Annotated in this window: 23 protein-coding genes; 16 read left to right on the top strand and 7 right to left on the bottom strand. The window is 73.7% G+C overall.

Going from position 1 to position 21862, the window contains the following annotated elements:
* Nucleotides 1–4: 4 nt before the first annotated feature.
* On the top strand, nucleotides 5–538 hold the full coding sequence (locus AC2H4J_RS23385; RefSeq protein WP_487467325.1) for an MOSC domain-containing protein: 534 nt from the start codon (nucleotides 5–7) through the stop codon (nucleotides 536–538).
* Here AC2H4J_RS23385 and AC2H4J_RS23390 read toward each other — a convergent pair.
* The 3 genes from AC2H4J_RS23390 to AC2H4J_RS23400 all read right to left on the bottom strand — a co-directional run bounded on the left by AC2H4J_RS23390 (nucleotide 502) and on the right by AC2H4J_RS23400 (nucleotide 3603).
* Nucleotides 502–1440 carry a vWA domain-containing protein gene (locus AC2H4J_RS23390; protein WP_487467326.1) on the bottom strand — a complete coding sequence of 313 codons (939 nt, stop codon included), beginning with the start codon at nucleotides 1438–1440 and terminating at the stop codon, nucleotides 502–504. The two genes, AC2H4J_RS23385 and AC2H4J_RS23390, sit on opposite strands and share 37 nt — an antisense overlap.
* Before the next feature lie 68 nt (nucleotides 1441–1508).
* Nucleotides 1509–2360, bottom strand: a complete 852-nt coding sequence (locus AC2H4J_RS23395; protein ID WP_487467327.1) for an AAA family ATPase — start codon at nucleotides 2358–2360, stop codon at nucleotides 1509–1511.
* Between the two features lie 52 nt (nucleotides 2361–2412).
* Entirely contained in the window at nucleotides 2413–3603 is a 1191-nt protein-coding gene (locus tag AC2H4J_RS23400; protein ID WP_487467328.1) for an NDMA-dependent alcohol dehydrogenase, read from the bottom strand.
* Between the two features lie 103 nt (nucleotides 3604–3706).
* On the opposite strand from AC2H4J_RS23400, the gene AC2H4J_RS23405 reads away from it, so the two are divergent.
* Nucleotides 3707–5185, top strand: coding sequence for a bifunctional 3-(3-hydroxy-phenyl)propionate/3-hydroxycinnamic acid hydroxylase (locus AC2H4J_RS23405; RefSeq protein ID WP_487467329.1), 1479 nt, complete (start codon nucleotides 3707–3709; stop codon nucleotides 5183–5185).
* On the opposite strand, the gene AC2H4J_RS23410 is transcribed toward AC2H4J_RS23405, so the two are convergent.
* A complete protein-coding gene (locus AC2H4J_RS23410; protein WP_487467330.1) occupies nucleotides 5145–5348 on the bottom strand; it encodes a hypothetical protein in 204 nt (67 codons plus the stop codon). The two genes, AC2H4J_RS23405 and AC2H4J_RS23410, sit on opposite strands and share 41 nt — an antisense overlap.
* A gap of 240 nt (nucleotides 5349–5588) precedes the next feature.
* Here AC2H4J_RS23410 and AC2H4J_RS23415 point away from each other — a divergent pair, with 240 nt between their 5' ends.
* Nucleotides 5589–6410: a mycofactocin-coupled SDR family oxidoreductase gene (locus AC2H4J_RS23415; protein ID WP_487467331.1), complete on the top strand. Its 822-nt coding sequence runs from the start codon at nucleotides 5589–5591 to the stop codon at nucleotides 6408–6410.
* Between the two features lie 45 nt (nucleotides 6411–6455).
* Here the strand turns inward: AC2H4J_RS23415 and mftD are convergent, their stop codons facing one another.
* Together mftD and mftR are read right to left on the bottom strand one after the other, a co-directional pair.
* Nucleotides 6456–7691, bottom strand: coding sequence for a pre-mycofactocin synthase MftD (gene mftD / locus AC2H4J_RS23420; protein ID WP_487467332.1), 1236 nt, complete (start codon nucleotides 7689–7691; stop codon nucleotides 6456–6458).
* Nucleotides 7692–7859: 168 nt separating this feature from the next.
* Nucleotides 7860–8468, bottom strand: coding sequence for a mycofactocin system transcriptional regulator MftR (gene mftR, locus AC2H4J_RS23425; RefSeq protein ID WP_487467333.1), 609 nt, complete (start codon nucleotides 8466–8468; stop codon nucleotides 7860–7862).
* A gap of 125 nt (nucleotides 8469–8593) precedes the next feature.
* Between mftR and mftA the strand changes: the two genes are divergently transcribed.
* The 9 genes from mftA to AC2H4J_RS23470 all read left to right on the top strand — a co-directional run bounded on the left by mftA (nucleotide 8594) and on the right by AC2H4J_RS23470 (nucleotide 17094).
* Nucleotides 8594–8716, top strand: a complete 123-nt coding sequence (gene mftA, locus AC2H4J_RS23430) for a mycofactocin precursor MftA (protein WP_487467334.1) — start codon at nucleotides 8594–8596, stop codon at nucleotides 8714–8716.
* A complete protein-coding gene (gene mftB / locus AC2H4J_RS23435) occupies nucleotides 8701–9033 on the top strand; it encodes a mycofactocin biosynthesis chaperone MftB (RefSeq protein WP_487467335.1) in 333 nt (110 codons plus the stop codon). The genes mftA and mftB overlap by 16 nt, the downstream gene beginning before the upstream one ends.
* On the top strand, nucleotides 9030–10259 hold the full coding sequence (mftC, locus tag AC2H4J_RS23440) for a mycofactocin radical SAM maturase (protein WP_487467336.1): 1230 nt from the start codon (nucleotides 9030–9032) through the stop codon (nucleotides 10257–10259). The genes mftB and mftC overlap by 4 nt, the downstream gene beginning before the upstream one ends.
* Nucleotides 10260–10352: 93 nt before the next feature.
* A complete protein-coding gene (locus AC2H4J_RS23445; RefSeq protein ID WP_487467337.1) occupies nucleotides 10353–11192 on the top strand; it encodes a mycofactocin-coupled SDR family oxidoreductase in 840 nt (279 codons plus the stop codon).
* 165 nt (nucleotides 11193–11357) lie between these two features.
* Nucleotides 11358–12191, top strand: a complete 834-nt coding sequence (locus tag AC2H4J_RS23450; RefSeq protein WP_487467338.1) for a mycofactocin-coupled SDR family oxidoreductase — start codon at nucleotides 11358–11360, stop codon at nucleotides 12189–12191.
* A 90-nt stretch (nucleotides 12192–12281) separates the two neighbouring features.
* Entirely contained in the window at nucleotides 12282–13127 is an 846-nt protein-coding gene (locus AC2H4J_RS23455; RefSeq protein ID WP_487467339.1) for a mycofactocin-coupled SDR family oxidoreductase, read from the top strand.
* A gap of 75 nt (nucleotides 13128–13202) precedes the next feature.
* A complete protein-coding gene (locus AC2H4J_RS23460) occupies nucleotides 13203–14195 on the top strand; it encodes an AAA family ATPase (RefSeq protein WP_487467340.1) in 993 nt (330 codons plus the stop codon).
* A gap of 24 nt (nucleotides 14196–14219) precedes the next feature.
* Entirely contained in the window at nucleotides 14220–15188 is a 969-nt protein-coding gene (locus AC2H4J_RS23465) for a vWA domain-containing protein (protein WP_487467341.1), read from the top strand.
* A 58-nt stretch (nucleotides 15189–15246) separates the two neighbouring features.
* On the top strand, nucleotides 15247–17094 hold the full coding sequence (locus AC2H4J_RS23470; protein WP_487467342.1) for a putative bifunctional diguanylate cyclase/phosphodiesterase: 1848 nt from the start codon (nucleotides 15247–15249) through the stop codon (nucleotides 17092–17094).
* A 9-nt stretch (nucleotides 17095–17103) separates the two neighbouring features.
* Here the strand turns inward: AC2H4J_RS23470 and AC2H4J_RS23475 are convergent, their stop codons facing one another.
* On the bottom strand, nucleotides 17104–17583 hold the full coding sequence (locus tag AC2H4J_RS23475; protein ID WP_487467343.1) for a pyridoxamine 5'-phosphate oxidase family protein: 480 nt from the start codon (nucleotides 17581–17583) through the stop codon (nucleotides 17104–17106).
* Between the two features lie 79 nt (nucleotides 17584–17662).
* Between AC2H4J_RS23475 and mftE the strand changes: the two genes are divergently transcribed.
* Genes mftE through mftF form a run of 4 tightly spaced genes read left to right on the top strand, consistent with a single transcriptional unit; the run spans nucleotide 17663 to nucleotide 21804 of the window.
* On the top strand, nucleotides 17663–18358 hold the full coding sequence (mftE, locus tag AC2H4J_RS23480) for a mycofactocin biosynthesis peptidyl-dipeptidase MftE (RefSeq protein ID WP_487467344.1): 696 nt from the start codon (nucleotides 17663–17665) through the stop codon (nucleotides 18356–18358).
* Nucleotides 18359–18386: 28 nt separating this feature from the next.
* Nucleotides 18387–19871, top strand: coding sequence for a purine-cytosine permease family protein (locus AC2H4J_RS23485; RefSeq protein WP_487467345.1), 1485 nt, complete (start codon nucleotides 18387–18389; stop codon nucleotides 19869–19871).
* The gene (locus AC2H4J_RS23490) at nucleotides 19868–20407 is read left to right on the top strand and encodes a cysteine hydrolase family protein (RefSeq protein ID WP_487467346.1); all 540 of its coding nucleotides are present in this window, start codon (nucleotides 19868–19870) and stop codon (nucleotides 20405–20407) included. The genes AC2H4J_RS23485 and AC2H4J_RS23490 overlap by 4 nt, the downstream gene beginning before the upstream one ends.
* Nucleotides 20404–21804, top strand: a complete 1401-nt coding sequence (gene mftF / locus AC2H4J_RS23495; RefSeq protein WP_487467347.1) for a mycofactocin biosynthesis glycosyltransferase MftF — start codon at nucleotides 20404–20406, stop codon at nucleotides 21802–21804. The genes AC2H4J_RS23490 and mftF overlap by 4 nt, the downstream gene beginning before the upstream one ends.
* Nucleotides 21805–21862 lie beyond the last annotated feature (58 nt).

Raw genomic sequence — 21862 nt, forward strand, 5'->3', positions numbered from 1 at the left:
CGTCGTGGCGGTGGTGGGGCTGCTCGCCGCGCCCCGGCACCGCTACGACGGCCGGCCGGGGACGACGGTGCCGGAGCAGGCCGCTGATCGGCGGGACCGGCTGGAGATCCGGGCGGGCTTCGGCGTGGTGGGGGACCGCTACGCCGGCCGGCCCGCGCACCGCGACGCGTCGGTGACCGTGATCGCGGCCGAACCGCTCGACGCGCTGGCCGCGGATCTGGGCGTGCCGCCGTTCGACCCGCTGCTCACCCGGCGCAACGTCGTCCTCCGGGGGGTGGACGTCGAGAGCCTGCGCGGCCGCACCTTCGCGCTGGACTGCGGCGAGGGCGTCGTGGTCCTGCGGGGCGGGCGTCCCGCCAACCCGTGCGCCTGGATGGACGTCGTCCTGGCGCCGGGAGCGCACCGCGGCATGCGCGGCCGGGGCGGCATCCGGTGTGCGCCGGAGACCGGCGGAGTGCTGCGGCTCGGCCCCGCGATGCTGTTCGTCGGGGACGACGTCGCTCAGCCGAGCAGCTCCCGGACGGCGCCCGGCGCCTGACTCGGCCGGTGCAGCGCGGCGACCCGGCCGCCGCCGGCCGCGGCCAGCGCCGCGCAGGAGGCCATCGCCTCCTCCTCCGGTGAGAGCGCCAGCACCTGCAGCCGCGCCGGGATGCGGGCCAGGGCTGACGCGGCGTTCACCGGGTCGGGGCTCTCGGTGGGGATCCCGTCGGACAGCAGCAGCACCTGCCGGTCGGCCGCCCGCGAGCGGGCGATCTGCGCGGCCGCGGTGCGCAGCGCCAGCTCCAGGTCGGTGGTGCCGCCTCCCCGCAGGTCGCAGAGCCGGTCGACGACGACGTCGACCCGCGGGTCGGCCGACAGCGGCCGGAGGACCACCGCGGTCGACCAGAAGGCGACGACGCCGAGCTCGTCGCCCGGCCGCATCCGCTGCACGAGCGCCGAGGCGGTCAGGACGGCGGCGGCCAGCTCGTCGCCGGCCACCGAGCCGGACGCGTCCACCAGCAGCACCGTCGCGCGGCCGGTCGAGCGCCAGCCGCGGGTGTGCAGGTGCTCGGCCCGCCAGTGCGGTTCGGCGCCGCGCGCGGCGAGGGTGGCGTCCAGGTCGACGTCCGAGCCGGTCGGCTCCTGCCGGGTCACCACCCGGCTGGTCCCGGGCCGGTCCGGGGTGCCGCGGCGCGGCGTGCCCATCGGGAGCCGGGCGGCCAGCGTCCGCGCGGCTGCCCGCAGGCGCGGGTCGAACGCCCGGGCTGCGGCCGCGAGCACACGGGCGGCGGCGTCCGGGTCGCGGGCCGCGAGGTCGGCCACCGCGGCGGCGTCCAGCTCACCGGCCTCCGGTGAGACGGCGTCGAAGTCCGGATTGCTGCGGGAGAGCTGGTCGCGGCTGCTCCGCCGGGCCGCCTGCGAGCGGAGCAGCTCCTCGACCGCCTCCGGGTCCTCGACCACCTGCGGGGCGCGGCCGCCGGGGGGTGCAGCTCCGGGAGACGCCGGCCCGGGCGCCTCCTCCCCGGGCGTCAGGCTTTTCCCGGCTCCTCACCGGCCCGCTGCCAGATGTCGGCGACGACGTCCTCGACCGGCCGGGCGACGCCGTCGGCGAGGGTGACCTTGCCGGTCAGGGCGGCGAGCGCGGCGTCGAGCCCGGTGCCGTCCTCGTCGGCCGCCGTCCCCCGCACGGTCGCGAGCTCCACGGCGATCAGCACGCTGTCGATGGCGCCGCGCACCGAGGCGCCGAGGCGGAGCTCCGGGTGGTCGCGGGTGATCCGCACGGCGCGCACCGCCCGGGCGACGAGCGGTCCGGGCGCCCCGGTCGCGGCGGCGACGACCTGGCGCTCGGCGTCCTCGTCCTGGTAGCCCATGGCCACCCGGCAGGAGCGGTCGTACAGCGCCGGGGTGACCCGGGCGGTGCCGACCGCGTCGAACGGGTTCATGGCCGCCACCAGCCGGAAGGTCGGCCGGGCGGCGACCCGGCCGAAGCGCGGCACGTGCATCTCGCGCTCCGAGAGCACCCCGAGCAGGACGTTCATGGTCTCCTCGGGCACGCGGTTGAACTCCTCGACGTAGAGCAGCGCGCCCTCTGTCATCGCCCGGGTGAGCGGCCCCGGCACGAAGTTCTCCGGCCGGTAGTCCTCGGCCAGCACCCGCGAGGCGTCGTGGTGGCCGACCAGCCGCGTGGGCGTGAGCTCCGCGTTGCCCTCGACGAGCACCAGCGGCACGCCGGCGCCGTCGGCCAGCGAGCGCAGCAGCGTCGTCTTCCCGGTGCCGGGCGGCCCCTCGAGGATGACGTTGCGCCCGGCGGACAGGGCCGCCGCCACGACCTCCGCCTCGCGGAGGCGGGCGACGACCCTGTCCCGGGCGACCCGCACCATGCCGCCGACGTCGAGCCGGGCGGCGGCGGTGGTGCTCAGCGGGGTCTCCTGCTCAGCTGTCGTAGACGATGACGCCGCGCAGGTTCTTGCCGTCGTGCAGATCCTTGTAGCCCTGGTTGATGTCGTCGAGCGAGTAGCGCGTGGTGATCAGCTCGTCGAGCTTGATGTTCCCCTCCTGGTAGAGCCGGAGCATCTTCTGCATGTCGGAGCTGGGGTTCTGGTCGCCGAAGAGCGCCCCGCGGATCTCCTTGGTGAACAGCGCCAGCATGCTGGGATTGATCGGGATGCCGACGTCGGTCAGGTCGCCCAGGCCGGTGATGACCACCCGGCCGCCCTTGCCGATCGCGTCGAACGCCTGGGCGACGTGCTCGCCCTTCAGCACGCCCACGGTGACCAGCGCCTTGTCCGCGCCCTGGCCGTTGGTGACGCTGCGGGCGAAGTCGGCCGCCTCCTCGATGCTCGCGAAGGTCTCGGTCGCGCCGAGCTCCATCGCCTTCTCGCGCTTGAAGGCCACCGGGTCGACGGCGATCACGTGGCTGGCCCCGGCGTTCGCCGCGCCCTGGACGGCGTTGATGCCGATGCCGCCGACGCCCATCACGATGACGGTGTCGCCGGCCCGCACCTCGCCGGCCTGGACGGCGGTGCCCCAGCCGGTGCCCACGCCGCAGCCCACGAGGCAGGCCACCTCGAGCGGGATGCTCTTGTCGATCTTGACCGTCGAGCGGATGTCGACGGTCGTGATCTCGGCGAACGTGCCGAGCCCGCACATCTGGCCGACCTCCTCGCCGTCGGCGGTCTTCACCCGGAAGCTCGTCGCGTCGTCCCAGCGGGACCCGACGAGGAGGTTCGCGCCGGAGTCGCAGATGTACTGCTGGCCGTTCGCGCAGTACCGGCAGCGGCCGCACCCGGGCAGGAACGAGAAGACGACGTGGTCGCCCTCCTCGTAGCCCTTCACGCCGGGGCCCACCTTGGTGACCACGCCGGCACCCTCGTGGCCGCCCAGGAAGGGGTACTTGCCGACGGGCATGTCGCCGGTGGCGATGTGGTCGTCGGAGTGGCACAGCCCGGAGGCGGCCAGCTTGACCTGCAGTTCCCCCTCCTGCGGGTCGTCGACGACGAGGTCGACGACCTCCCACGAGCCGGGAGCCGAACGCATGATCGCGCCACGGGTGTTGACGGGCACAGGGACCTCCTCGTCGCCCTCGTCGTCGAGGGCCTTTCTCCGCACGCGCGGGACACGCATGCCTGCCCCTGCACGCTATGGCTCAGGTCACACCGGGGAAAGTGCTCTGCAACCTTGTGGGCCGGCCGGCGCATCCCGTGCAACGTCCGGCGAGACTGACGTCGTGCGCACGGACCCGGTCGTCGTCGTGGGCGCCGGGCCGGTCGGGCTGACCGCCGCGCTGCTGCTCGCCCGGCGGGGGCTGTCGGTCGTCGTCCTCGAGAAGCATCCCGCGCCCTACCCCCTGCCCCGGGCCGTGCACCTGGACGACGAGGTGTTCCGCGTGCTGCAGGCGGCCGGGGTCGCCGAGGAGGTGCAGGCCCGCAGCCGTCCGCTCGCGGGGTTGCGCGTGCTCGACGGCCGGCACCGCGTGCTCGCCGAGTTCCGCCGGGACCCCCGGGCCGGTGGGAACGGGTGGCCGCAGGGTTCGCAGGTGCACCAGCCCGACCTCGAGGAGGTGCTGGCTGCCGCGGCCGAGGCGGAACCGGCGATCACGGTGCGGCGCGGCGTCGAGGTGGCCGGGCTGACCCAGGACGACGACGGCGTCACGCTCGCCGTGCGCGACGGCGGTTCGGACCGGTCCGTCCGGGGTGCCGTGGTGCTCGGCTGCGACGGGGCCGGCAGCACGGTCCGCGACCTGATCGGGTCGTCGATGCGGCGGCTGGGCCCGCCGGACCGCTGGCTGGTGCTCGACGTCCGGGCGGCCGAGCCGCTGCCGATCTGGCCGGGCGTCCACCAGGTGTGCGACTCCCGCCGTCCGGCGACGTTCATGCCGGTGACCGGCGAGCGCTACCGCTGGGAGGCGCGCCTGGCGGCCGGGGAGACCGTGGCCGAGGCGACGGCTCCGCACCGGCTCGCCCCGCTGCTGGCGCCCGTGGATCCGGCCGCCGTCGAGATCGTCCGCGCGGTCGAGTACAGGTACCGCGCCGAGGTCGCCGACCGCTGGCGGGACCGGCGGGTGCTCCTCGCCGGCGACGCGGCGCACCTCAGTCCGCCGTTCATCGGGCAGGGCCTGGGCCTCGGGCTCCGCGATGCGCACCAGCTGGCCTGGAAGCTGGCGGCCGTGCTGTCCGGGGAGGCGGGGGAGAACCTGCTCGACAGCTACCAGGCGGAGCGGGAGGCGCACGCCCGCGCGCTCATCGGGATCGCCCAGCTGCTCGGCCGGCTGATGACCCGCGGCGGCCGCCCTGGGAACGCGCTGCGCCGCGGTGTGCTGGCCGTCGTCCGCCGGATCCCGGCGGTGTCCCGGCTGGCGACCGACAGTCGGACCCCGCCGCTGACCGGGGGGCCGGAGGTCGACCGGCGCGGCCGAGCAGGCCGGCGGCTCGCCGGCACGCTCGTCCCGCAGCCGGAGGTCCTCGTCGACGGACGACGCTGCCGGCTCGACGACGTGCTGGGAGCGGACGCGGCCGAGATCCGGGCCGGCGACGGGCTGGTCGTGCGACGGGCCGACGGGACACTCGTCAGCATCGAGGACCCGGCCGGCATCCTGCGCGGGTGGCTGCGAGGCGCCACCCGGGTCGTCGTCCGTCCGGACCGGATCGTGCGGTCGGCGGGGCCGCTCAGACCGCGCCGCGCCGCCCGAGGACGGCCTGCACGGTGAGGAACTGCAGCCGCGTCCGGCGGCTCGCGGACGCGACGCAGGCCGGGCCGCCGTCCCGCGCCCGGCGCAGGACGGCGACCGCCAGCTCCGCCGCGTCGTCCTCGTGCGTCGACAGACCCCGGAGCCACCCCAGCACGAGTGCGACGTCGTCCGGTTCGCGCACGGCCCGGGGCGCCGGGACCGAGGCCCGTGCCTCGCCTGCCGAGCGGCGCCGGCCTGCGCGCCGGACGGACATTCCATCGTTCGTCATTTGATGGAGCACTATCCGACGTGCGCGCCGCCGACGCCATTCGGTGGGGGATGGCCCTCCCCCGCCTGACGGGATCCGCGGTCCGACGGCCGGTGGGATGGTGGTGGGGACCCGCGGACGCGGGTCGTCGACTCCCCCGACTGGAGCTGCACCATGGCCGAACGATTCGCTGGCAAGGTTGCTTTCATCACCGGAGCGGCGCGGGGGCAGGGCCGCGCGCACGCCGTCCGCCTGGCCCGGGAGGGCGCCGACATCCTCGCCCTGGACGTCGCCGGCCCGCTGCCCGCGGGTGTGCCCTACGACTCGGCCACCCCCGACGACCTGGCGGAGACGGCGAAGCTGGTCGAGGCGCTCGACCGGCGGATCCTGACCCACCAGGGCGACACGCGGGACCTGGACGGCATGAAGGCGTTCGTCGAGCGCGGCGTCGCCGAGCTGGGGCGGCTCGACCTGATCGTGGCCAACGCCGGCATCTGCATCCCGCAGACCTGGGACGAGATCACGCCGCAGACGTTCCAGGACACCATCGACATCAACGTGGTCGGGGTGTGGAACACCGTCATGGCGGGCGCCCCGCACATCATCGCGGGCGGCAACGGCGGCGCGATCGTGCTGACCAGCTCCTACGCCGGCAAGAAGATGCAGCCGTTCATGATCCACTACACCGCGAGCAAGCACGCCGTCACCGGCATGACGCGGGCGTTCGCCGCCGAGCTGGGCAAGCACGGCATCCGGGTCAACTCGCTGCACCCGGGCGGCGTCAACACCCCGATGGGCGGCGGCGACATGATGACCCAGATCGAGCGCACCAACGCCACCAACCCCAAGCTCGCCGCCATGGGGACGACGTTCATCGAGCCGGCCTGGGGTGAGCCGGAGGAGATGGCCGACGCCGTGGCGTTCCTGCTGTCGGGTGAGGCGCGGTTCATCACCGCCGAGCACCTCTCGGTGGACGGCGGCATGCAGTACTTCTGATCGGCCGACCACGGGTGGCGGCGCGCGCCGCCACCCGTGCCGGGATCACGCCTCCCGGCTGCGGCTGCGGGCCGGCGAGCTGCTCAGCAGCGCGTTGGTGACGGCCACCTCGCCCAGCTGTCGCTCGAAGCCGTCCGGCATCAGGACGTCGCTCCTGGTGAATTCGGTGACCGAGGAGTGGCTGAGCCCGATCATCGCCGAGCCGAGGCCGTCGCGGAGCAGGTCGAGCACGTTCTCCACCCCCGCCTGCCCGTTGGCCGCCAGACCCCACAGGTACGCGCGTCCGATCATCACGGCCTTCGCGCCCAGGGCCAGGGCCTTGGCGACGTCGCCGCCGCGCCGGATGCCGCCGTCGAGCAGCACCTCCACCTGGTCGCCGACCGCTTCGGCGATCGCAGGCAGCGCCCGGATCGAGGCCGGCGTCCCGTCCAGGTTGTTGCCGCCGTGGTTGGACACCGAGATCGCGGTGACCCCCGCGTCGACGGCACGCTTGGCGTCGTCGACCCGGATGACGCCCTTGAGCATGAACTCACCGCCCCACTGCTCGCGCAGCCAGGCGACGTCCTCCCAGCTCGGCATGGGCGACTGGTTCCACATCCCGTAGGCCCCGAAGAAGGTCGGCGCCTGCTCTCCGGGAGTGGCGACCATGTTGGGGACCGTGAGGTCGGGGATCCTGCCGGTCTTGGCGAAGTCCAGCAGCCAGCGGGGCTTCAGCATCACCTGCGGTGCGTAGCGGCGCACCGCCTCGAAGTTGATCTTCTCCGGGATGAACGGACTGCCCCAGTCGCGGCCGTAGGCGAACGACCAGTCCAGCGTCGCGATCAGACCCACCGCGCCCGCCCGGCGTGCGCGCTCCATCCGGGCGGCCATCTCGTCCCGGTCGCCGACCCAGTACATCTGGAAGAACGTCTTCGGGTTGGCGGCCACGACCTCCTCGATCGGCTTGCTGGCGAACGATGACAGGCCCATCGCCACGCCGCGCGCAGCCGCGGCCCGCGCGACGGCGACCTCACCGTCGGGGTGGACGGCCTGGACGCCGGTCGGGCTGATCAGGATCGGCATGGACACCTGCTGGCCCATCACCGTGATGCCCATGTTCCGCTCGTTGGACAGCCCGGCCGTGTGCGGAGCGAAGCCGAGCTCGGCGAACGCCGCCAGGTTGTCCTCGACCGTGAGCCCACGCTCGGACCCCGCCACGAGCGCCCCGTAGACCCCCTTGGGCAGGCGCTTCTTCGCCCGTCGCTGCGCTTCGGCCACCGACTCGAACCATGCGTTAGCCATGCTGCTCCGCCGTCCTTCGCTGTCGTGGGATGGCGGCGACCGTATCGCCGGCCGCCTCCGTCCGGCAGGCCGCGGCCCACCGTGGCACTGAGTGCCACGGTACCCCGGCCGTCGTGAGGAACACCTCGTGCGGTGGTGGCTCGACCGCAGAACGGAGGGGCGGGAGCGTCAGCCGCGCAGGCTCGGGAACCCGTCGGTGATCTCGTCGAAGGCGAGGTGGAGGTGGCTGCCGAGCGAGGGCCGCTCATCGGACAGCCAGGCCTCGAACGCCGTCGTCGCGGCGGCCCGCGTGGTCGCGGCGACCAGCCGGGGTGCGAGGCCGGTGGGGGAGGCGCCGGTCCGGGCGGCCACGTAGTGCGCGACGACGCGGTCGATGGCGGCGTAACGCACCTGCGAGTGCGCCAGGAGGGCCGGCTCGGTGAGGATCAGCTGCATCCGCTCGCGCAGCAACGGCAACTCGGCGTCGGCGTAGTCGTTCACCGCGACGTAGGCCGCGCAGACCGCGGCGAGCACCGGCCGATCCGGCGGCGCCTCGGCCAGCCGGGCCTCCAGTCGGGTCACGTGCGCCGCGAAGTCGCCCCACACGGCGTCGGCCTTGGTGGCGTAGTACCGGAAGAAGGTCCGGCGGCTGATGCCCGCCGCGTCGGCCACCTCGTCGGTGGTGACGTTCTCGAACCCGCGGAGCGTGAACAGGTCGAGCGCCGCGCGTTCGACCCGCGCCCGCGTCCCCTCGGCGGGCACGCCGGACGGCCGGGTCTCCGTCTCCGTCTCCGTCACGGGCACATCCTGCCGGGGCGCGACGGTCGGCGGGAGACCGCGACACCAGTTCGTATTGCTTCCTGGCACTGGGTGTCCTTAGCCTCGCTGACACCCACACGTGACCCCGATCACCTGGAGTCCCCATGTCCGAGACGCAGACCGCCACCGAGATCCAGGACGGCCCGGCCCCCGCCGCGGAGGAGGTCCTGGTAGAGGAGTCGCTCGTCGAGGAGGTCTCCATCGACGGCATGTGCGGCGTCTACTGAGCCTCGGCCCGACGGTGTCGGCCGCGGTCGTGCCCGGCGAGGTCCGGTTCGATCCGGACCTGCCGTGGCAGAGGGCCCGCTCGGTGGCGCTGCGGCCCGAGCCGTTCGGCGCGCTCGTCTACCACTTCGGCAACCGGAAGCTGTCCTTCCTGAAGTCGAAGACGCTGGTCAGCGTCGTCGAGAGCCTCGAGGAGCATCCCAGCGCGACGGTCACCCTGACCGCCTGCGGAGTGCCCGAGACCCAGCGTGCGGCGTACGTGAAGGCACTGGGCGATCTCGCCCGCTCCGCGATGATCGAGCCCCGGGAGGTCCCGTGACCGCCGTCCTGCCGTCCCGCCCTGCAGCCGAACGCCCTGCGGGTGGCCGGCTGATCGACCAGTTCGAGTACGGCCTGGATGCGCCGATCTGCCTGACCTGGGAGCTCACCTACGCGTGCAACCTGGCGTGCGTGCACTGCCTGTCCTCCTCGGGACGGCGTGACCCTCGGGAGCTGTCCACGGCCGAGGCCGAGGCGGTCATCGACGAGCTCCAGCGGATGCAGGTCTTCTACGTCAACGTCGGCGGTGGCGAGCCCACGGTCCGGCCGGACTTCTGGCACCTGCTGGACTACGCCGTCGGCCACGACGTGGGGGTCAAGTTCTCGACCAACGGCATCAAGCTGGACAGGGCGCGGGCGCAGCAGCTGGCGCGCACCGACTACGTCGACGTCCAGATCTCCCTGGACGGGGCCACCGCGGACGTGAACGATGCCGTCCGTGGCACCGGTTCGTTCGCGACCGCCACCCGGGCGCTGGAGAACCTCGCCGAGGCGGGGATGAAGGACTTCAAGGTCTCCGTCGTGGTCACCCGCGAGAACGTCGGCCAGCTCGACGAGTTCAAAGCACTGACCGACCACTTCGGCGCCCAGTTGCGGATCACCCGCTTCCGGCCGTCGGGCCGCGGTGCCGACGTCTGGGACCGGCTGCACCCGACCCAGGCCCAGCAGCGGGAGCTCTACGCCTGGCTGCTGGCCAACGGGGAGCAGGTGCTCACCGGGGACTCCTTCTTCCACCTGTCCGCGCTGGGGGAGGCCCTGCCCGGGTTGAACCTGTGCGGGGCCGGGCGCGTGGTCTGCCTGATCGACCCGGTCGGCGACGTCTACGCCTGCCCGTTCGCCATCCACGAGAACTTCCTCGCCGGCAACGTCCGCGACGAGGGCGGGTTCCGGCGGGTGTGGCAGTCCAGCGAGTTGTTCGCCGACCTGCGCAGCCCGCAGACCGGCGGCGCCTGCACCCGGTGCACGCACTTCGACGCCTGCCGCGGCGGCTGCATGGCGGCCAAGTTCTTCACCGGCCTGCCGCTGGACGGCCCGGACCCCGAGTGCGTGCAGGGCTACGGCGAGACCGCGCTGGCCGATCGTGACCTCGAGCTGGTCGCACCGCGCAGCCACATCGACCACTCGCACAGCGGTCCGGTGCGTGGCCAGCCCACGCTCCTCGGCATGCCCTCGATCCCCGGCAAGATCTGCGACGAGTCCCCCCTGGCGGGTGTCGACCTGAGCTGACGCGCGCCGGCCACGAGCACGGTCACCCACCCGAGGCGACCGAGGTCCCTACTGATCGGTGCCGGCACCGGCACCAGGACGGATGGCTGACGCATGGCCGGCAGGCTCGAGGGAAAGGTCGCGTTCATCACCGGGGCTGCCCGGGGGCAGGGGCGATCGCACGCCGTCCGGTTCGCCCAGGAGGGCGCCGACGTCATCGCGATCGATGCGCTGGCCGACGTGGGCAGCGTCGGCTATCCGCTGGCGACACAGGCCGACATGGACGAGACGGTCCGCCAGGTCGAGGCGCACGACCGGCGGATCCTGGCCGGCCGGGTCGACGTCCGCGACAGCGCCGCGGTGCAGAAGGCGGTGGACGACGGCGTGGCCGAGCTCGGTCGGCTGGACATCGTGATCGCCAACGCCGGGATCGCCTCGTTCGCCCCGGCCGAGGAGATGTCGGACGAGATGTGGCACGACATGATCGACATCAACCTCAGTGGCGTCTTCCACTCCGTGCGGCCGGCGATCCGCCACCTCCGGGCGAACGAGGACGGCGGGGCGATCGTGCTGGTCAGCTCGGTCGGCGGCCTGCGCGGGGTGCTCAACATCGTGCACTACTGCGCGGCCAAGCACGGGCTGGTCGGGATGATGAAGGTGCTGGCCATGGAGCTGGCGCAGTACCGGATCCGGGTCAACACCGTCCACCCCACGAACGTGGACACGCCGATGATCCAGAACGAGTTCACCCGTGCCGTCTTCTTCCCCGACCGCGACCCCGCCACGATCACCAAGGAGGAGGCGGAGCCGGCGTTCGCGCAGACGAACCTGCTGCCCGTCGCCTGGGTCGAGCCCGAGGAGATCAGCGAGGCGATCCTCTTCCTCGTTGCCGACACCGGCCGCCACATCACCGGCATCCAGTTGCCCGTGGACGCCGGCTACGCCACGAAGTAGGGCGCGCGGCGGGAATACCCGGCGTTTGTTGAACGTTCATCTATATGCGTGTGTACGCGATGTCGACCCCCGACGGGGTCGCCGAGATCTGATCCCCCGCTGGGACAGCGAGAGGCCAGAACCCGACTGAACGGCGCCGAGGGCGCCAGGAGGAGAGGAACTGTCATGGGCAAGCTCGAGGGAAAGGTCGCATTCGTCACCGGTGCGGCACGAGGAATCGGCCGGGCGACGGCGGTGAAGCTCGCGCAGGAAGGCGCCGACATCATCGGCGTCGACATCCTGGGTCCCATCAAGAGCGCGCAGGCACCGGTGTCCACGCCGGAGGACCTGGCCGAGACCGTGAAGCTGGTCGAGGAGCAGGACCGGCGCATCGTGACCTACCAGGCCGACGTCACCGACGAGGACGCGCTGACCAAGGGTCTCGCCGACGGCGTCGCCCAGCTGGGCCGGCTCGACATCGCCGTGGCCGTCGCCGGCATCGGCGGCCCCAACGTGCCGGTGGAGGAGTACCCGGCGCAGGCCTTCCGGGACGTCGTCGACGTCGACCTCACCAGCGTCTTCCTGACCGCCAAGGCCGCCATCCCGCACATCAAGCGCACCGGTGACGGCGGGGCGCTGGTGCTGATCAGCTCCGCCCTCGGCCTCCGGGGCAACCCGAACACCGTGGCCTACACCGCGGCCAAGCACGGCGTCGTCGGGCTGATGAAGGTCCTCGCCCAGGAGCTCGCGGCCGATCGCATCCGGGTCAACTCGGTGCACCCGACCAACGTGGACACCCCGCTGATCCAGAACGAGAGCGCCTACAAGCTCTTCCGCCCCGACCTGGAGAACCCGACCCGCGAGGACGTCGCGCCGGTGTTCGAGACCCTCAACCTGCTGCCGATCCCCTGGATCCAGCCCGAGGACGTCGCCGAGGCCGTGCTCTACCTGGCGGCCGACTCCGGTCGCTACGTCACCGGTGGCACCCACCGCGTCGACGCCGGCTGGAACACCAAGTAACCGCCTGAACCGACAAGCCCGAGGGACGTGCCGGAGACCCGGCACGTCCTCGAGCGGTGCCCGCGGGGCGCCGAGAGGAGAGGAACCACGATGGCAGGACGCGTAGAGGGCAAGGTCGTACTCATCACCGGAGCGGCCCGCGGACAGGGCCGGTCGCACGCCGTGCGGCTGGCGCAGGAGGGCGCCGACATCATCGCGGTCGACATCGCCGCGCCGATCGGCAGCGTGACCCCGGCGTTCTACGAGGGGGCGACCCCGGAGGACCTGGCCGAGACCGTGCGCCAGGTCGAGGCGCTCGACCGGCGGATCGTCGCCAAGCAGGCCGATGTCCGCGACATCGAGGCGCTGACCAAGGCCGTCGACGAGGGAGTGGCGGAGCTCGGCCGGCTGGACTCGGTGGTCGCCAACGCGGGGATCTTCACGTTCGGCACGGAGACGCACAAGGTGCCCGAGCAGTCCTGGCAGGACCTCATGGACATCAACCTGACCGGCGTCTGGCACACGATCAAGGCCGCGACGCCGCACCTGCTCGAGGCGGGCGCGGGCAGCTCGGTCACGATCATCAGCTCGCTGGCCGGCTTCAAGGGGCTGGCCAACGTCGCGGCCTACACGACCACCAAGCACGGCGTCGTGGGCCTGATGAAGGTGCTGGCCAACGAGATGGGGCAGCACGGCATCCGGGTGAACACCATCCACCCGAACGCCATCGACACGCCCATGGTCAAGAACGAGACCACCTACAGGCTGTTCCGGCCTGACCTCGAGCACCCGACGCTGGAGGACGCCGAGCCGGCATTCGGCGGCCTGAACCCCTTCGGGATCGGGTTCATCGATCCGGTGGAGGTGTCGCACGCCGTGCTGTTCCTGACCTCCGACGAGGCCCGGTACATCTCCGGCACGCAGCTGTCGGTCGACGCCGGCGCCGCCATCCAGTAGCCGCGACGGGCACGACACGCAGCGGGCCGGGCGGGGACGCATCCCGCCCCGCCCGCTGCGGGTACCGAGGAGACCATGGACGACATCCACGCCCCCGTCCCGGACCGGGCCATCACCGGCGCCCGGGTCACCCATGGCGACGCCGCCACCGTGCGCGAGCTGCGCGGCCGCGTGGCCCGGCACCTCGTCGGCCGCGAACGCGAGCTGGACCTGCTGCTCGCCGCGGTCGCCGCCGGTCGCGACGTGCTGCTGGAGGGCCCGCCGGGGACGTCGAAGACGACGCTGCTGCGGTCGATCACCGCCGAGTGGGGCATCCCATTGCTGTTCGTCGAGGGCAACGCCGACCTGACGCCCACCCGCTTGGTCGGCCACCACGACCCGGCTCGTGTACTGCGCGAGGACTACACGCCCGGCAACTTCGTCGCCGGGGCGCTGGTCGAGGCCATGCGCACCGGCGGCTTCCTGTACGTCGAGGAGTTCAACCGCGCGCCGGAGGACACCCTCAACACGCTGCTCACCGCGATGGCCGAGCGGCGGATCGCCATCCCCCGGGTCGGCACGGTGGAGGCGCTGCCCACCTTCCGGCTGGTCGCCTCGATGAACCCCTACGACAACATCGGCACGACGCGGCTGTCCAGCTCGGTGCACGACCGGATGGTGCGGCTGGCGATCGGCCACCAGGACGCCGTGGCCGAGCGCGGCATCGTCGGCCGGCGCACCGGCATCGAGTCGCGCAGGCTGATCGCCGACGCGGTCGCGCTGACCCGGGCCACCCGGGAACGCGACGACGTCGGGCAGGGCAGCAGCGTCCGCGGCGCGATCGATCTCGCGCTGGTCGCCGCGCAGCTCGGCGCGATGCGGGGCGTGCCGCTGCCCGACGAACCCTCCGTCGCCCCGCCGCGCGGCCTCCCCGAGGAGTACACCGCCGTCGTCTGGGACGCGATGCTGCTGGCGCTGTCCGGACGGATCGTCGTCGACGAGGCGCTGGAGGCGACGCCCGAGGCGGTGCTCCGGCAGATCTGGGAGGACCACTTCCTGCTGCAGCCCGCGGCGGCCGACCCCGGTTGAAGGGCCGTCGAGGCCGACTCGCCCGTGACCCGGCGCGACCGTGCCGGGTCGCCCCGGGCGATGCGCCCGCTGCGGCGCAGGCCGAAGCAGCTCACCGAGGAACCGTCCCTGTACCAGCCGGACCCGGGAGGCGGTGGGCTTGCGCTGTCCTCCGGCGACCGGCGGCGGTCGCGGACCGGTCCGTCCCGACCCGGCGGCAGCGACGCGGGGACGACGGACGAGCCCGCTGAGCTGATCCCGCTCGCCGACCTCGACGCCGAGTCCACCGCCGACCGGGCCACCCGCGCGCGGGCGCGGCAGATCGCCCGCCGCCTCGCCGTCCCGCGAGCGCGCCGGGACCGCCGGCCGCGCCGTGGAGTCGGGGAGCTGGTCAGCCGGCCGTGGAGCGCCGGCTCGGACGAGCTCGACCTGGAGCGCACTCTCGAGGCGATCGCCGGCAACCCGTACCCCGACGAGACCGACGTCGTCGTCCGGGAGCGGGTGCGTCAGCGCCGATCCGTGGTCCTGGTCGTCGACGTGTCGGGGTCCATGAAGGGCGAGCGGGTGCGCGCGGCGGCGGCCACCGTCGGCGCGCTCGCCGGCGAGCTGGCCCGCGACACGCTGTCGGTCGTCGCCTTTTGGTCCGATGCCGCCGTCCTCGTGCGCCCGGGGGAGCAGGTCGCGCCGCTCGCCGTCCTGGATCTGCTGCTGCGGGTGCCGACGCAGGGGCTGACCAACGTCTCCTTCGCCCTGGAGACCGCGGGCCGCCAGCTCGCGGGCGTCCCGTCACGGGATGCCCGCGTCCTCCTGCTCAGCGACTGCGTGCACAACGCCGGCCCCGATCCGCGGCTCGCCGCCGCGCGACTGCCCCGCCTCGACGTCCTGCTGGACACGTCGGGAGAGGTCGATCGCGACCTGGGTCGGGACCTGGCGCGGATCGGCCGCGGCCGGATCCGGCCGATCCGCGACCATCGGGACGTCGCTGCGGCACTGACCGCCGTCTTCACGGACTGATCCACCGGCCGGCACGGCTGCCTCCGAGGGGTGAACTCGAGCTCTTCGGCTCCAGGCGGTGCCGGAACGGGTCGATGCGGTAGAGGTGATCCCCGAGCTGCGGAGCCGGGCCGTGCGCCTGCTGCCCGAGGGGCGTCTGCTGCCCGAGGCCGTGTGGGCGCGGCGCCACCGGGCGATCGTCCGCCTGTGCTTCCTCTCCTCGGCCCTGCTCGTGCTGTTCGCGTGGGCGCGCGGCTACGGGCAGCCCGCCGCGGTCGTCGTCCTCGTGGCGGTGGGGGGTCCGGCCTGGCTCGGCACGCTCTCCACGCTCGGCCGGAAGGGCCAGGCGGCGGCCACGACGGTCAGCCTGATGGCCGCGTCGGCGGCATTGGTGCACCTGTGGCAGGGCGTCACCGAATCGCACTTCATCTTCTTCGTCATGGTCGGTGTGGTCTCGCTGTACCAGGACTGGGTGCCCTACGGGGTCGCCCTGGTCATCGTGATCGCCCACCACGGCATCCTCGGCACCCTCTACCCGCACGTCGTCTTCAGCCACGCCGCGGCGCACAACCCCTGGGTCTGGGCCGGCATCCACGGCGCCTTCGTGCTGGCCGCCAGTCTCGCCCACCTGGCGGCGTGGCGGCTCAACGAGGACCAGGTGCTCAGCGACCCGCTCACCGGGCTCGCCAACCGGACGCTGCTCGAGGAGATCACCCACCGCGTCCTGCAGCGCGGCGGCGCGGTCAGCGTGCTGTTCATCGACCTCGACGACTTCAAGGCCGTCAACGACAGCCGTGGGCACGCCGAGGGGGACGGCCTCCTGCTGGTGCTCGCCGAGCGGCTGCGCGGGTGCGTGCGTCCCGGCGACGTCGTCGCGCGCCTCGGTGGGGACGAGTTCGCCGTCGTGGTGCAGGGCGGACCGGACGTGGCCCGTGCCGTCGGCGAGCGGGTGCTGACCGCCCTGGCTCTCCCGGTGCCCATGGACGACGGCACCGTCACCGTGCGCGGCAGCGTGGGCCTGGCCTCGTCGGGCGACACCGGCGATCGCACCGCCGGCGCACTCCTGCGCAACGCCGACCTCGCGATGTACCTGGCCAAGGCCCAGGGCAAGAACCGGATGGTCGCCTACGCCGACGGCATGGCCGAGGCGGCCCGGCGCCGCGCCGACCTGGCCCAGGACCTCGCCTGCGCGGCCGCCGGCGGGCAGCTCGCCGTCCACTACCAACCCACGGTTCGGCTCACCGACGGGCGGACGACGGGGTTCGAGGCGCTGGTCCGGTGGCACCACCCCGTGCGCGGGCTGGTGCCGCCGGTCGAGTTCATCCCGCTGGCCGAGGAGACCGGCGCGATCACCGGGATCGGCCGCTGGGTGCTCCGCGAGGCGCTCCGGCAGGGCGTGGCGTGGACCGCCGAGACCGCGACGCCGCTGCGCATGGCGGTCAATCTCTCCCCGCGCCAGTTCCAGGACGGCGACGTCGTCGCCGACGTCGTCGCGGCCCTCGAGGAGACCGGGTTCCCGGCGGCGCAGCTGACCCTGGAGGTCACCGAGGGCGTGCTCGTGCGCGACGTCGACGCCGTGGTCGCCCAGCTCGAGGCCCTCCGCGCCCTGGGGATCCGCATCGCGATCGACGACTTCGGCACCGGCTTCTCGGGTCTGTCCTACCTCCGGCACCTGCCCGCCGACATCATCAAGATCGACCGCAGCTTCGTCAGCGACCTGCCGACCGGCCGCTCGGCGACCACGCTGATCACGTCGATCGTCGAGCTGGCCCGCACCCTCGGACTGGACGTCGTCGCCGAGGGCGTGGAGACCGAGCAGCAGCGACTGACCCTGCGCGACCTGGACTGCGCGCAGGCGCAGGGTTACCTGTTCGCCCGCCCCGAGCCGGCCGAACGCTGCGGCACCGCGCTGTCCGTCGCCCGCTGAGGGGCCGGGTCAGAGGTCGACCTTCTCGTTCTCGCCGCCTTCGATCCGCCGTCCGGTCAGCTTCGCCTTGGCGAAGCTGAAGGCCGTCGCCAGCCGGCCGCCGGGGGTGTCCCAGTACTCCGCGGAGTCGGCGTGCACCTTGATCAGGACCACGCTGTCGTCGTCCGGGCCCTGCGGGAACCACGCCTCGACGGCGCTGTTCCACAGCTCGCGCTTCTTGGCCGCGTCATCGACGATCTCGGCGTCACCGCTGAGCGACACCCAGCTGCCGCCGGAGCCCGCACCCAGGTTGACCTCGGGGGAGGCCTCGATGTGCTGGACGGGGTTGGAGTCGCGCTCGGCGAAGAACCACAGGTCGCCGTCGAACTCGACCTCCTGCAGGGTCATGGGGCGGCTGGTCAGGCGCCCGTCCATGGTGATCGTGGTGAGGAAGCCGAAGCGCTCACCCTTGAGCAGTTCGGCCACCTTGCGCGTGTCGTCGGTCGTCATGAGGTGCCGATGCCCAGGCCGGTCGTGGCCGACACCCGGGGGGCCGAACGGGTCACGCCACGCTGAATAGGCTGGGCGGATGACCTCGCTGGCCGGTGCCGCCTGGCCGGACCTGCCCGAGGCGCCGGTGCTCGTCGTCCCCCTGGGCTCGGTCGAGCAGCACGGTCACCACCTGCCGCTGGGCACCGACACGGCGGTCGCCTGCGCAGCGGCCGAGGCGGCGGTGGCGTCGATGGGCGGCGTCCTGCTCGCACCGGCGCTGGCGTACGGCGCCAGCGGCGAGCACGAGGGATTCCCCGGCACGATCTCGATCGGCACCGAGGCGCTGACCGGCCTGCTGGTCGAGTACGGCCGGTCGGCCTGCCGCTGGGCCGCACGGGTGCTGCTGGTCAACGGGCACGGCGGCAACCTCGACGCGCTGCGGGCCGCCGTCCCCCTGTTGCGTTCCGAGGGCCGGGACGTCGCCTGGTTCCCGTGCGGGGTGCCCGGTGGCGATGCGCATGCCGGGCGGGCCGAGACGTCACTGATGTTGCACGTGGAACCGGAGTGGGTGGCGGGGGACCGCGCCGTCGCCGGCGTGACGACGCCGATCGCTGCGCTCCTGCCCCGGCTGCGCGCCGAGGGGGTGCGGTCGGTCAGCCCGACCGGGGTGCTCGGCGACCCCACCGGCGCCTCCGCCGACGAGGGCGCCGGCCTGCTCGCCGCGGTGGTGGAGCGGCTGGTGACGGCCGCCGGGACATGGGACGTCGACCGGACGGGCCGCCTGGCCGGCTGACGGGACGGCCGCCGCTAAGGTCCCGCCCATGGCGCACCAGTCGACCCCCGAGGCGGTGGACGCGGTCCGCGAGGCGCCCACACCGCGGGTCGCCGTCGAGACCAACGGCATCAACGTCATCAGCGAGGCCGAGCGCAAGGGTGCCCCGCGCCAGCTGTTCTGGCCCTGGTTCGGCGCCAACGTCAGCGTCTTCGGCCTGGCCTACGGCTCGTTCCTGCTCGGCTTCGGGATCTCGTTCTGGCAGGCGATCGTCGCCGGCGTGGTCGGCATCGTCGTGTCGTTCCTGCTCTGCGGCTTCGTCGCGATCGCCGGCAAGCGCGGCTCGGCCCCGACCCTGGTGCTCAGCCGCGCCGCCTTCGGCGTCAACGGCAACCGGGTGCCCTCGCTGCTCTCGTGGGTGCTCACGGTGGGCTGGGAGACGGCGCTGGTCTCGCTGGCGACGCTCGCGACCGCGCAGGTCTTCGACCAGCTGGGCTGGAGCGGCGGGACGGCGACCAAGCTGGTCGCCCTCCTCGTGGTCGCCGCGCTCGTCGTGGCCGGCGGCGTCCTCGGCTTCGACGTCATCATGCGCATGCAGGCCGTGATCACCTGGATCACCGGGGTCCTGACCGTCGTGTACATCGTGCTGGTCGCCGACCACATGGACTGGTCGGCGGTGTCCGGCCTGCCCAGCGGGTCGACCGCGGCGTTCATCGGGGCGCTGGTGCTGGCCATGACGGGCTACGGCTTCGGCTGGGTCAACGCCGCCGCCGACTACTCCCGGTACCTCCCGCGGCAGGCCTCGACCCGCGGCGTCGTCGGCTGGACGACGTTCGGCGGCGCCCTGGCCCCGGTCGTCCTCCTGGTCGCCGGGCTGCTGCTGGCCGGCTCGGACAGCAAACTGTCCACCGCCATCGGCTTCGACCCGATCGGGGCGCTGGGCACGATCCTGCCGACCTGGTTCCTCGTGCCGTTCATCCTGGTCGTCGTGCTCGGCCTGATCGGCGGCGCGCTGCTCGACATCTACTCCTCCGGGCTGTCGCTGCTCGCGGCCGGCCTGCGCGTGCCCCGCCCGGTCGCCGCCTCGATCGACGGCACGCTGATGGTGCTGGGCACGATCGCGGTCGTCTTCTTCGCCGACAACTTCATCGGGCCGTTCCAGGGCTTCCTCATCACGCTCGGCGTGCCGGTCGCCGCCTGGTGCGGCGTCATGCTGGCCGACATCGCCCTGCGCAGGCGCGACTACGCCGAGCCCGAGCTGTTCGATCCCCGGGGTCGCTACGGCAGCGTGCAGCCGGTGCCGCTCGTCCTGCTGATCGTCGGCACCGTCCTGGGCTGGGGCCTGGTGACCAACACCTACGCCGGCTGGCTGAACTGGCAGGGCTATCTGCTGGGGGCCTTCGGCCTCGGCGGCAAGGACGGCGCGTGGGCCTACGCGAACCTCGGCGTCCTCCTCGCCTTCCTGATCGGGCTGGCCGGCACATTCGTGCTGCGGCGGTCCGCGGTCCGCGCCCAGGAACAGCTGCCCGCATGACCCCGGAGGGCTGGCTCGTCGTCATCGACCTGCAGCACGTCTTCGGCGACGAGGACTCGCCCTGGGGCGCGCCGCGCTTCGCGGAGATCCGCCCGCGCATCCGCCGGCTCGTCGACGCCTTCGGCGAGCGGGTGGTCTGGACCCGCTTCGTGGCGCCCGATCGTCCCGCCGGCGCGTGGAAGGAGTACTACGCCACCTTCCCGTTCGCGCTGCAATCGCCGGACGCGCCGCTCTACGGCCTCGTGGAGGACCCCGGGTCCGCGCCGGTGATCGACCTGACCACGTTCGGCAAGTGGGGGCCGGAGCTCGCCGCGATCGTCGGGGAGGGCCCGCTCACCGTCGCCGGCGTGGCCACCGACTGCTGCGTCATCTCCACGGTGCTGCCGGCCGCGGACGCGGGTGTCGCCGTCCGCGTGGTCAGCGACGCCTGCGCCGGGTCCTCCGACGACGACCACGAGCGCGCCCTGCGGGTGATGAGCCTCTACGCCCCGCTCGTGTGGGTGACGACGACCGCCGAGGTGCTGGCAGGGCGATGATCCCGGCGGCCCCGGACCAGCGGCTGCCCGACGGGTTCGCCGTCCGGCTGCTGCCGACGGTCCGGCGGCGGCCGGACGGCGCGCTGCTCGGGGGCTCCCCGCTGCGGCTGATGCGGCTGTCCGCCCGGGCGCGGACGCTGCTCGCCGGTGACCGGGTCGACGTCCGGGACGCGGTCGGCGCCCAGCTCGCGGGGCTGCTCCTGGACGCCGGCCTCGCCGTCCCGGAGCTCCTGCCCAGCCGCACGGACGACGTCACCGTGGTGATCCCGGTCCGCGACCGCCCCGACGGGCTGGCGCGCCTGCTCGTGGCGCTGCGGGAGGACCCGGTCACCGCCGCCCTGCCGATCGTGGTCGTCGACGACGGGTCGGTGGTGCCTGTGGTCGCCCCGGGGGTGACGGTCCTCCGGCACGAGGTCGCCCGCGGCCCCGCCGCCGCGCGCAACACCGGCCTCCGGGCGGCCACCACGGAGTTCGTCGTCTTCCTCGACTCCGACTGCGTGCCGGTGACCGGCTGGCTGGAGACGCTCCGGGCGCACCTCGCGGACCCGCGCCTGGCGGCGGTCGCCCCCCGCGTGGTGGCCCTGCGGGGTGCAACGGGCTGGCTCGCGCCCTACGAGACGGCCGCGAGCGCGCTGGACATGGGCGCCGAGCCGGCCCCCGTCCGCCCGCTGTCGGCGGTCTCCTACGTGCCGAGCGCGGCGCTGCTCGCCCGCCGGAGCGCGCTCGGCGACGGCTTCGACGAGACGATGCGGGTCGCCGAGGACGTCGACCTGATCTGGCGCCTGACCGGCGTCGGCTGGCGGGTGCGGTACGAGCCGGCCGCCCAGGTGGCGCACGACCACCTCGGGCGCGTCGGCCCCTGGCTGCGGCGGCGCGCCTTCTACGGCACAGGGGCGGCGCTGCTCGCCGCCCGGCACGGTGGCGCGGTCGCCCCGGTGGTGCTGGCGCCCGAGTCGGCGCTGGCGTGGGCACTGGCCCTCGCCGGGGGACGGCGGGGTCGGGCCGCCGCGGTGGGCGTGCTCGCGGTGACCTCGCTGCGGCTGGCCCGGCGGCTGGCGCGACCGGGTGAGCGGTTGCCGCTCGGGTTCGCCGCCGCGCTGGTGCTCCGCGGCCAGGGTTCGGCGGGGCGGACGCTCGCCCGGGCGGTCACCCGGCACCACTGGCCGCTCGCGCTGGCCGCGGCCGTGGCGTCGCGGCGGGCCCGGCATGCCGTCCTGGCCGTCGCCGCGGTGGACGCGGTGACGGCGTGGTGGCCGCAGCGTCGCCGCGTGGGACCGGTCCGTCTCGCCGTCGGCCGGCGGCTCGAGGACCTCGCGTACGGCGCCGGCCTCTGGGCGGGCGCCGTCCGCGCCCGCGACCTGCGCGCATTGCTGCCCGCCCGGGCGCCCCGGCTGTAGCGGAAAGCGCCGTCGCGGGGAACGATGGCCGTGACATGAGCCACTGGCGGCGGAGCGT

This window comes from Blastococcus sp. OS1-29 (genome assembly GCF_057628075.1).

Excerpts from the sequence above, each read along its gene's own strand:
- AC2H4J_RS23450 (WP_487467338.1), top strand. The coding sequence starts at position 11,358 with ATGGGCAAGCTCGAGGGAAAGGTCGCATTCGTCACCGGTGCGGCACGA.
- mftE (WP_487467344.1), top strand. The coding sequence starts at position 17,663 with ATGACCTCGCTGGCCGGTGCCGCCTGGCCGGACCTGCCCGAGGCGCCG.
- AC2H4J_RS23475 (WP_487467343.1), bottom strand. The coding sequence starts at position 17,583 with ATGACGACCGACGACACGCGCAAGGTGGCCGAACTGCTCAAGGGTGAG.
- AC2H4J_RS23395 (WP_487467327.1), bottom strand. The coding sequence starts at position 2,360 with ATGGTGCGGGTCGCCCGGGACAGGGTCGTCGCCCGCCTCCGCGAGGCG.
- mftD (WP_487467332.1), bottom strand. The coding sequence starts at position 7,691 with ATGGCTAACGCATGGTTCGAGTCGGTGGCCGAAGCGCAGCGACGGGCG.
- mftA (WP_487467334.1), top strand. The coding sequence starts at position 8,594 with ATGTCCGAGACGCAGACCGCCACCGAGATCCAGGACGGCCCGGCCCCC.
- AC2H4J_RS23460 (WP_487467340.1), top strand. The coding sequence starts at position 13,203 with ATGGACGACATCCACGCCCCCGTCCCGGACCGGGCCATCACCGGCGCC.
- AC2H4J_RS23485 (WP_487467345.1), top strand. The coding sequence starts at position 18,387 with ATGGCGCACCAGTCGACCCCCGAGGCGGTGGACGCGGTCCGCGAGGCG.
- AC2H4J_RS23490 (WP_487467346.1), top strand. The coding sequence starts at position 19,868 with ATGACCCCGGAGGGCTGGCTCGTCGTCATCGACCTGCAGCACGTCTTC.
- mftF (WP_487467347.1), top strand. The coding sequence starts at position 20,404 with ATGATCCCGGCGGCCCCGGACCAGCGGCTGCCCGACGGGTTCGCCGTC.
- AC2H4J_RS23445 (WP_487467337.1), top strand. The coding sequence starts at position 10,353 with ATGGCCGGCAGGCTCGAGGGAAAGGTCGCGTTCATCACCGGGGCTGCC.
- AC2H4J_RS23455 (WP_487467339.1), top strand. The coding sequence starts at position 12,282 with ATGGCAGGACGCGTAGAGGGCAAGGTCGTACTCATCACCGGAGCGGCC.
- AC2H4J_RS23400 (WP_487467328.1), bottom strand. The coding sequence starts at position 3,603 with ATGCGTGTCCCGCGCGTGCGGAGAAAGGCCCTCGACGACGAGGGCGAC.
- AC2H4J_RS23415 (WP_487467331.1), top strand. The coding sequence starts at position 5,589 with ATGGCCGAACGATTCGCTGGCAAGGTTGCTTTCATCACCGGAGCGGCG.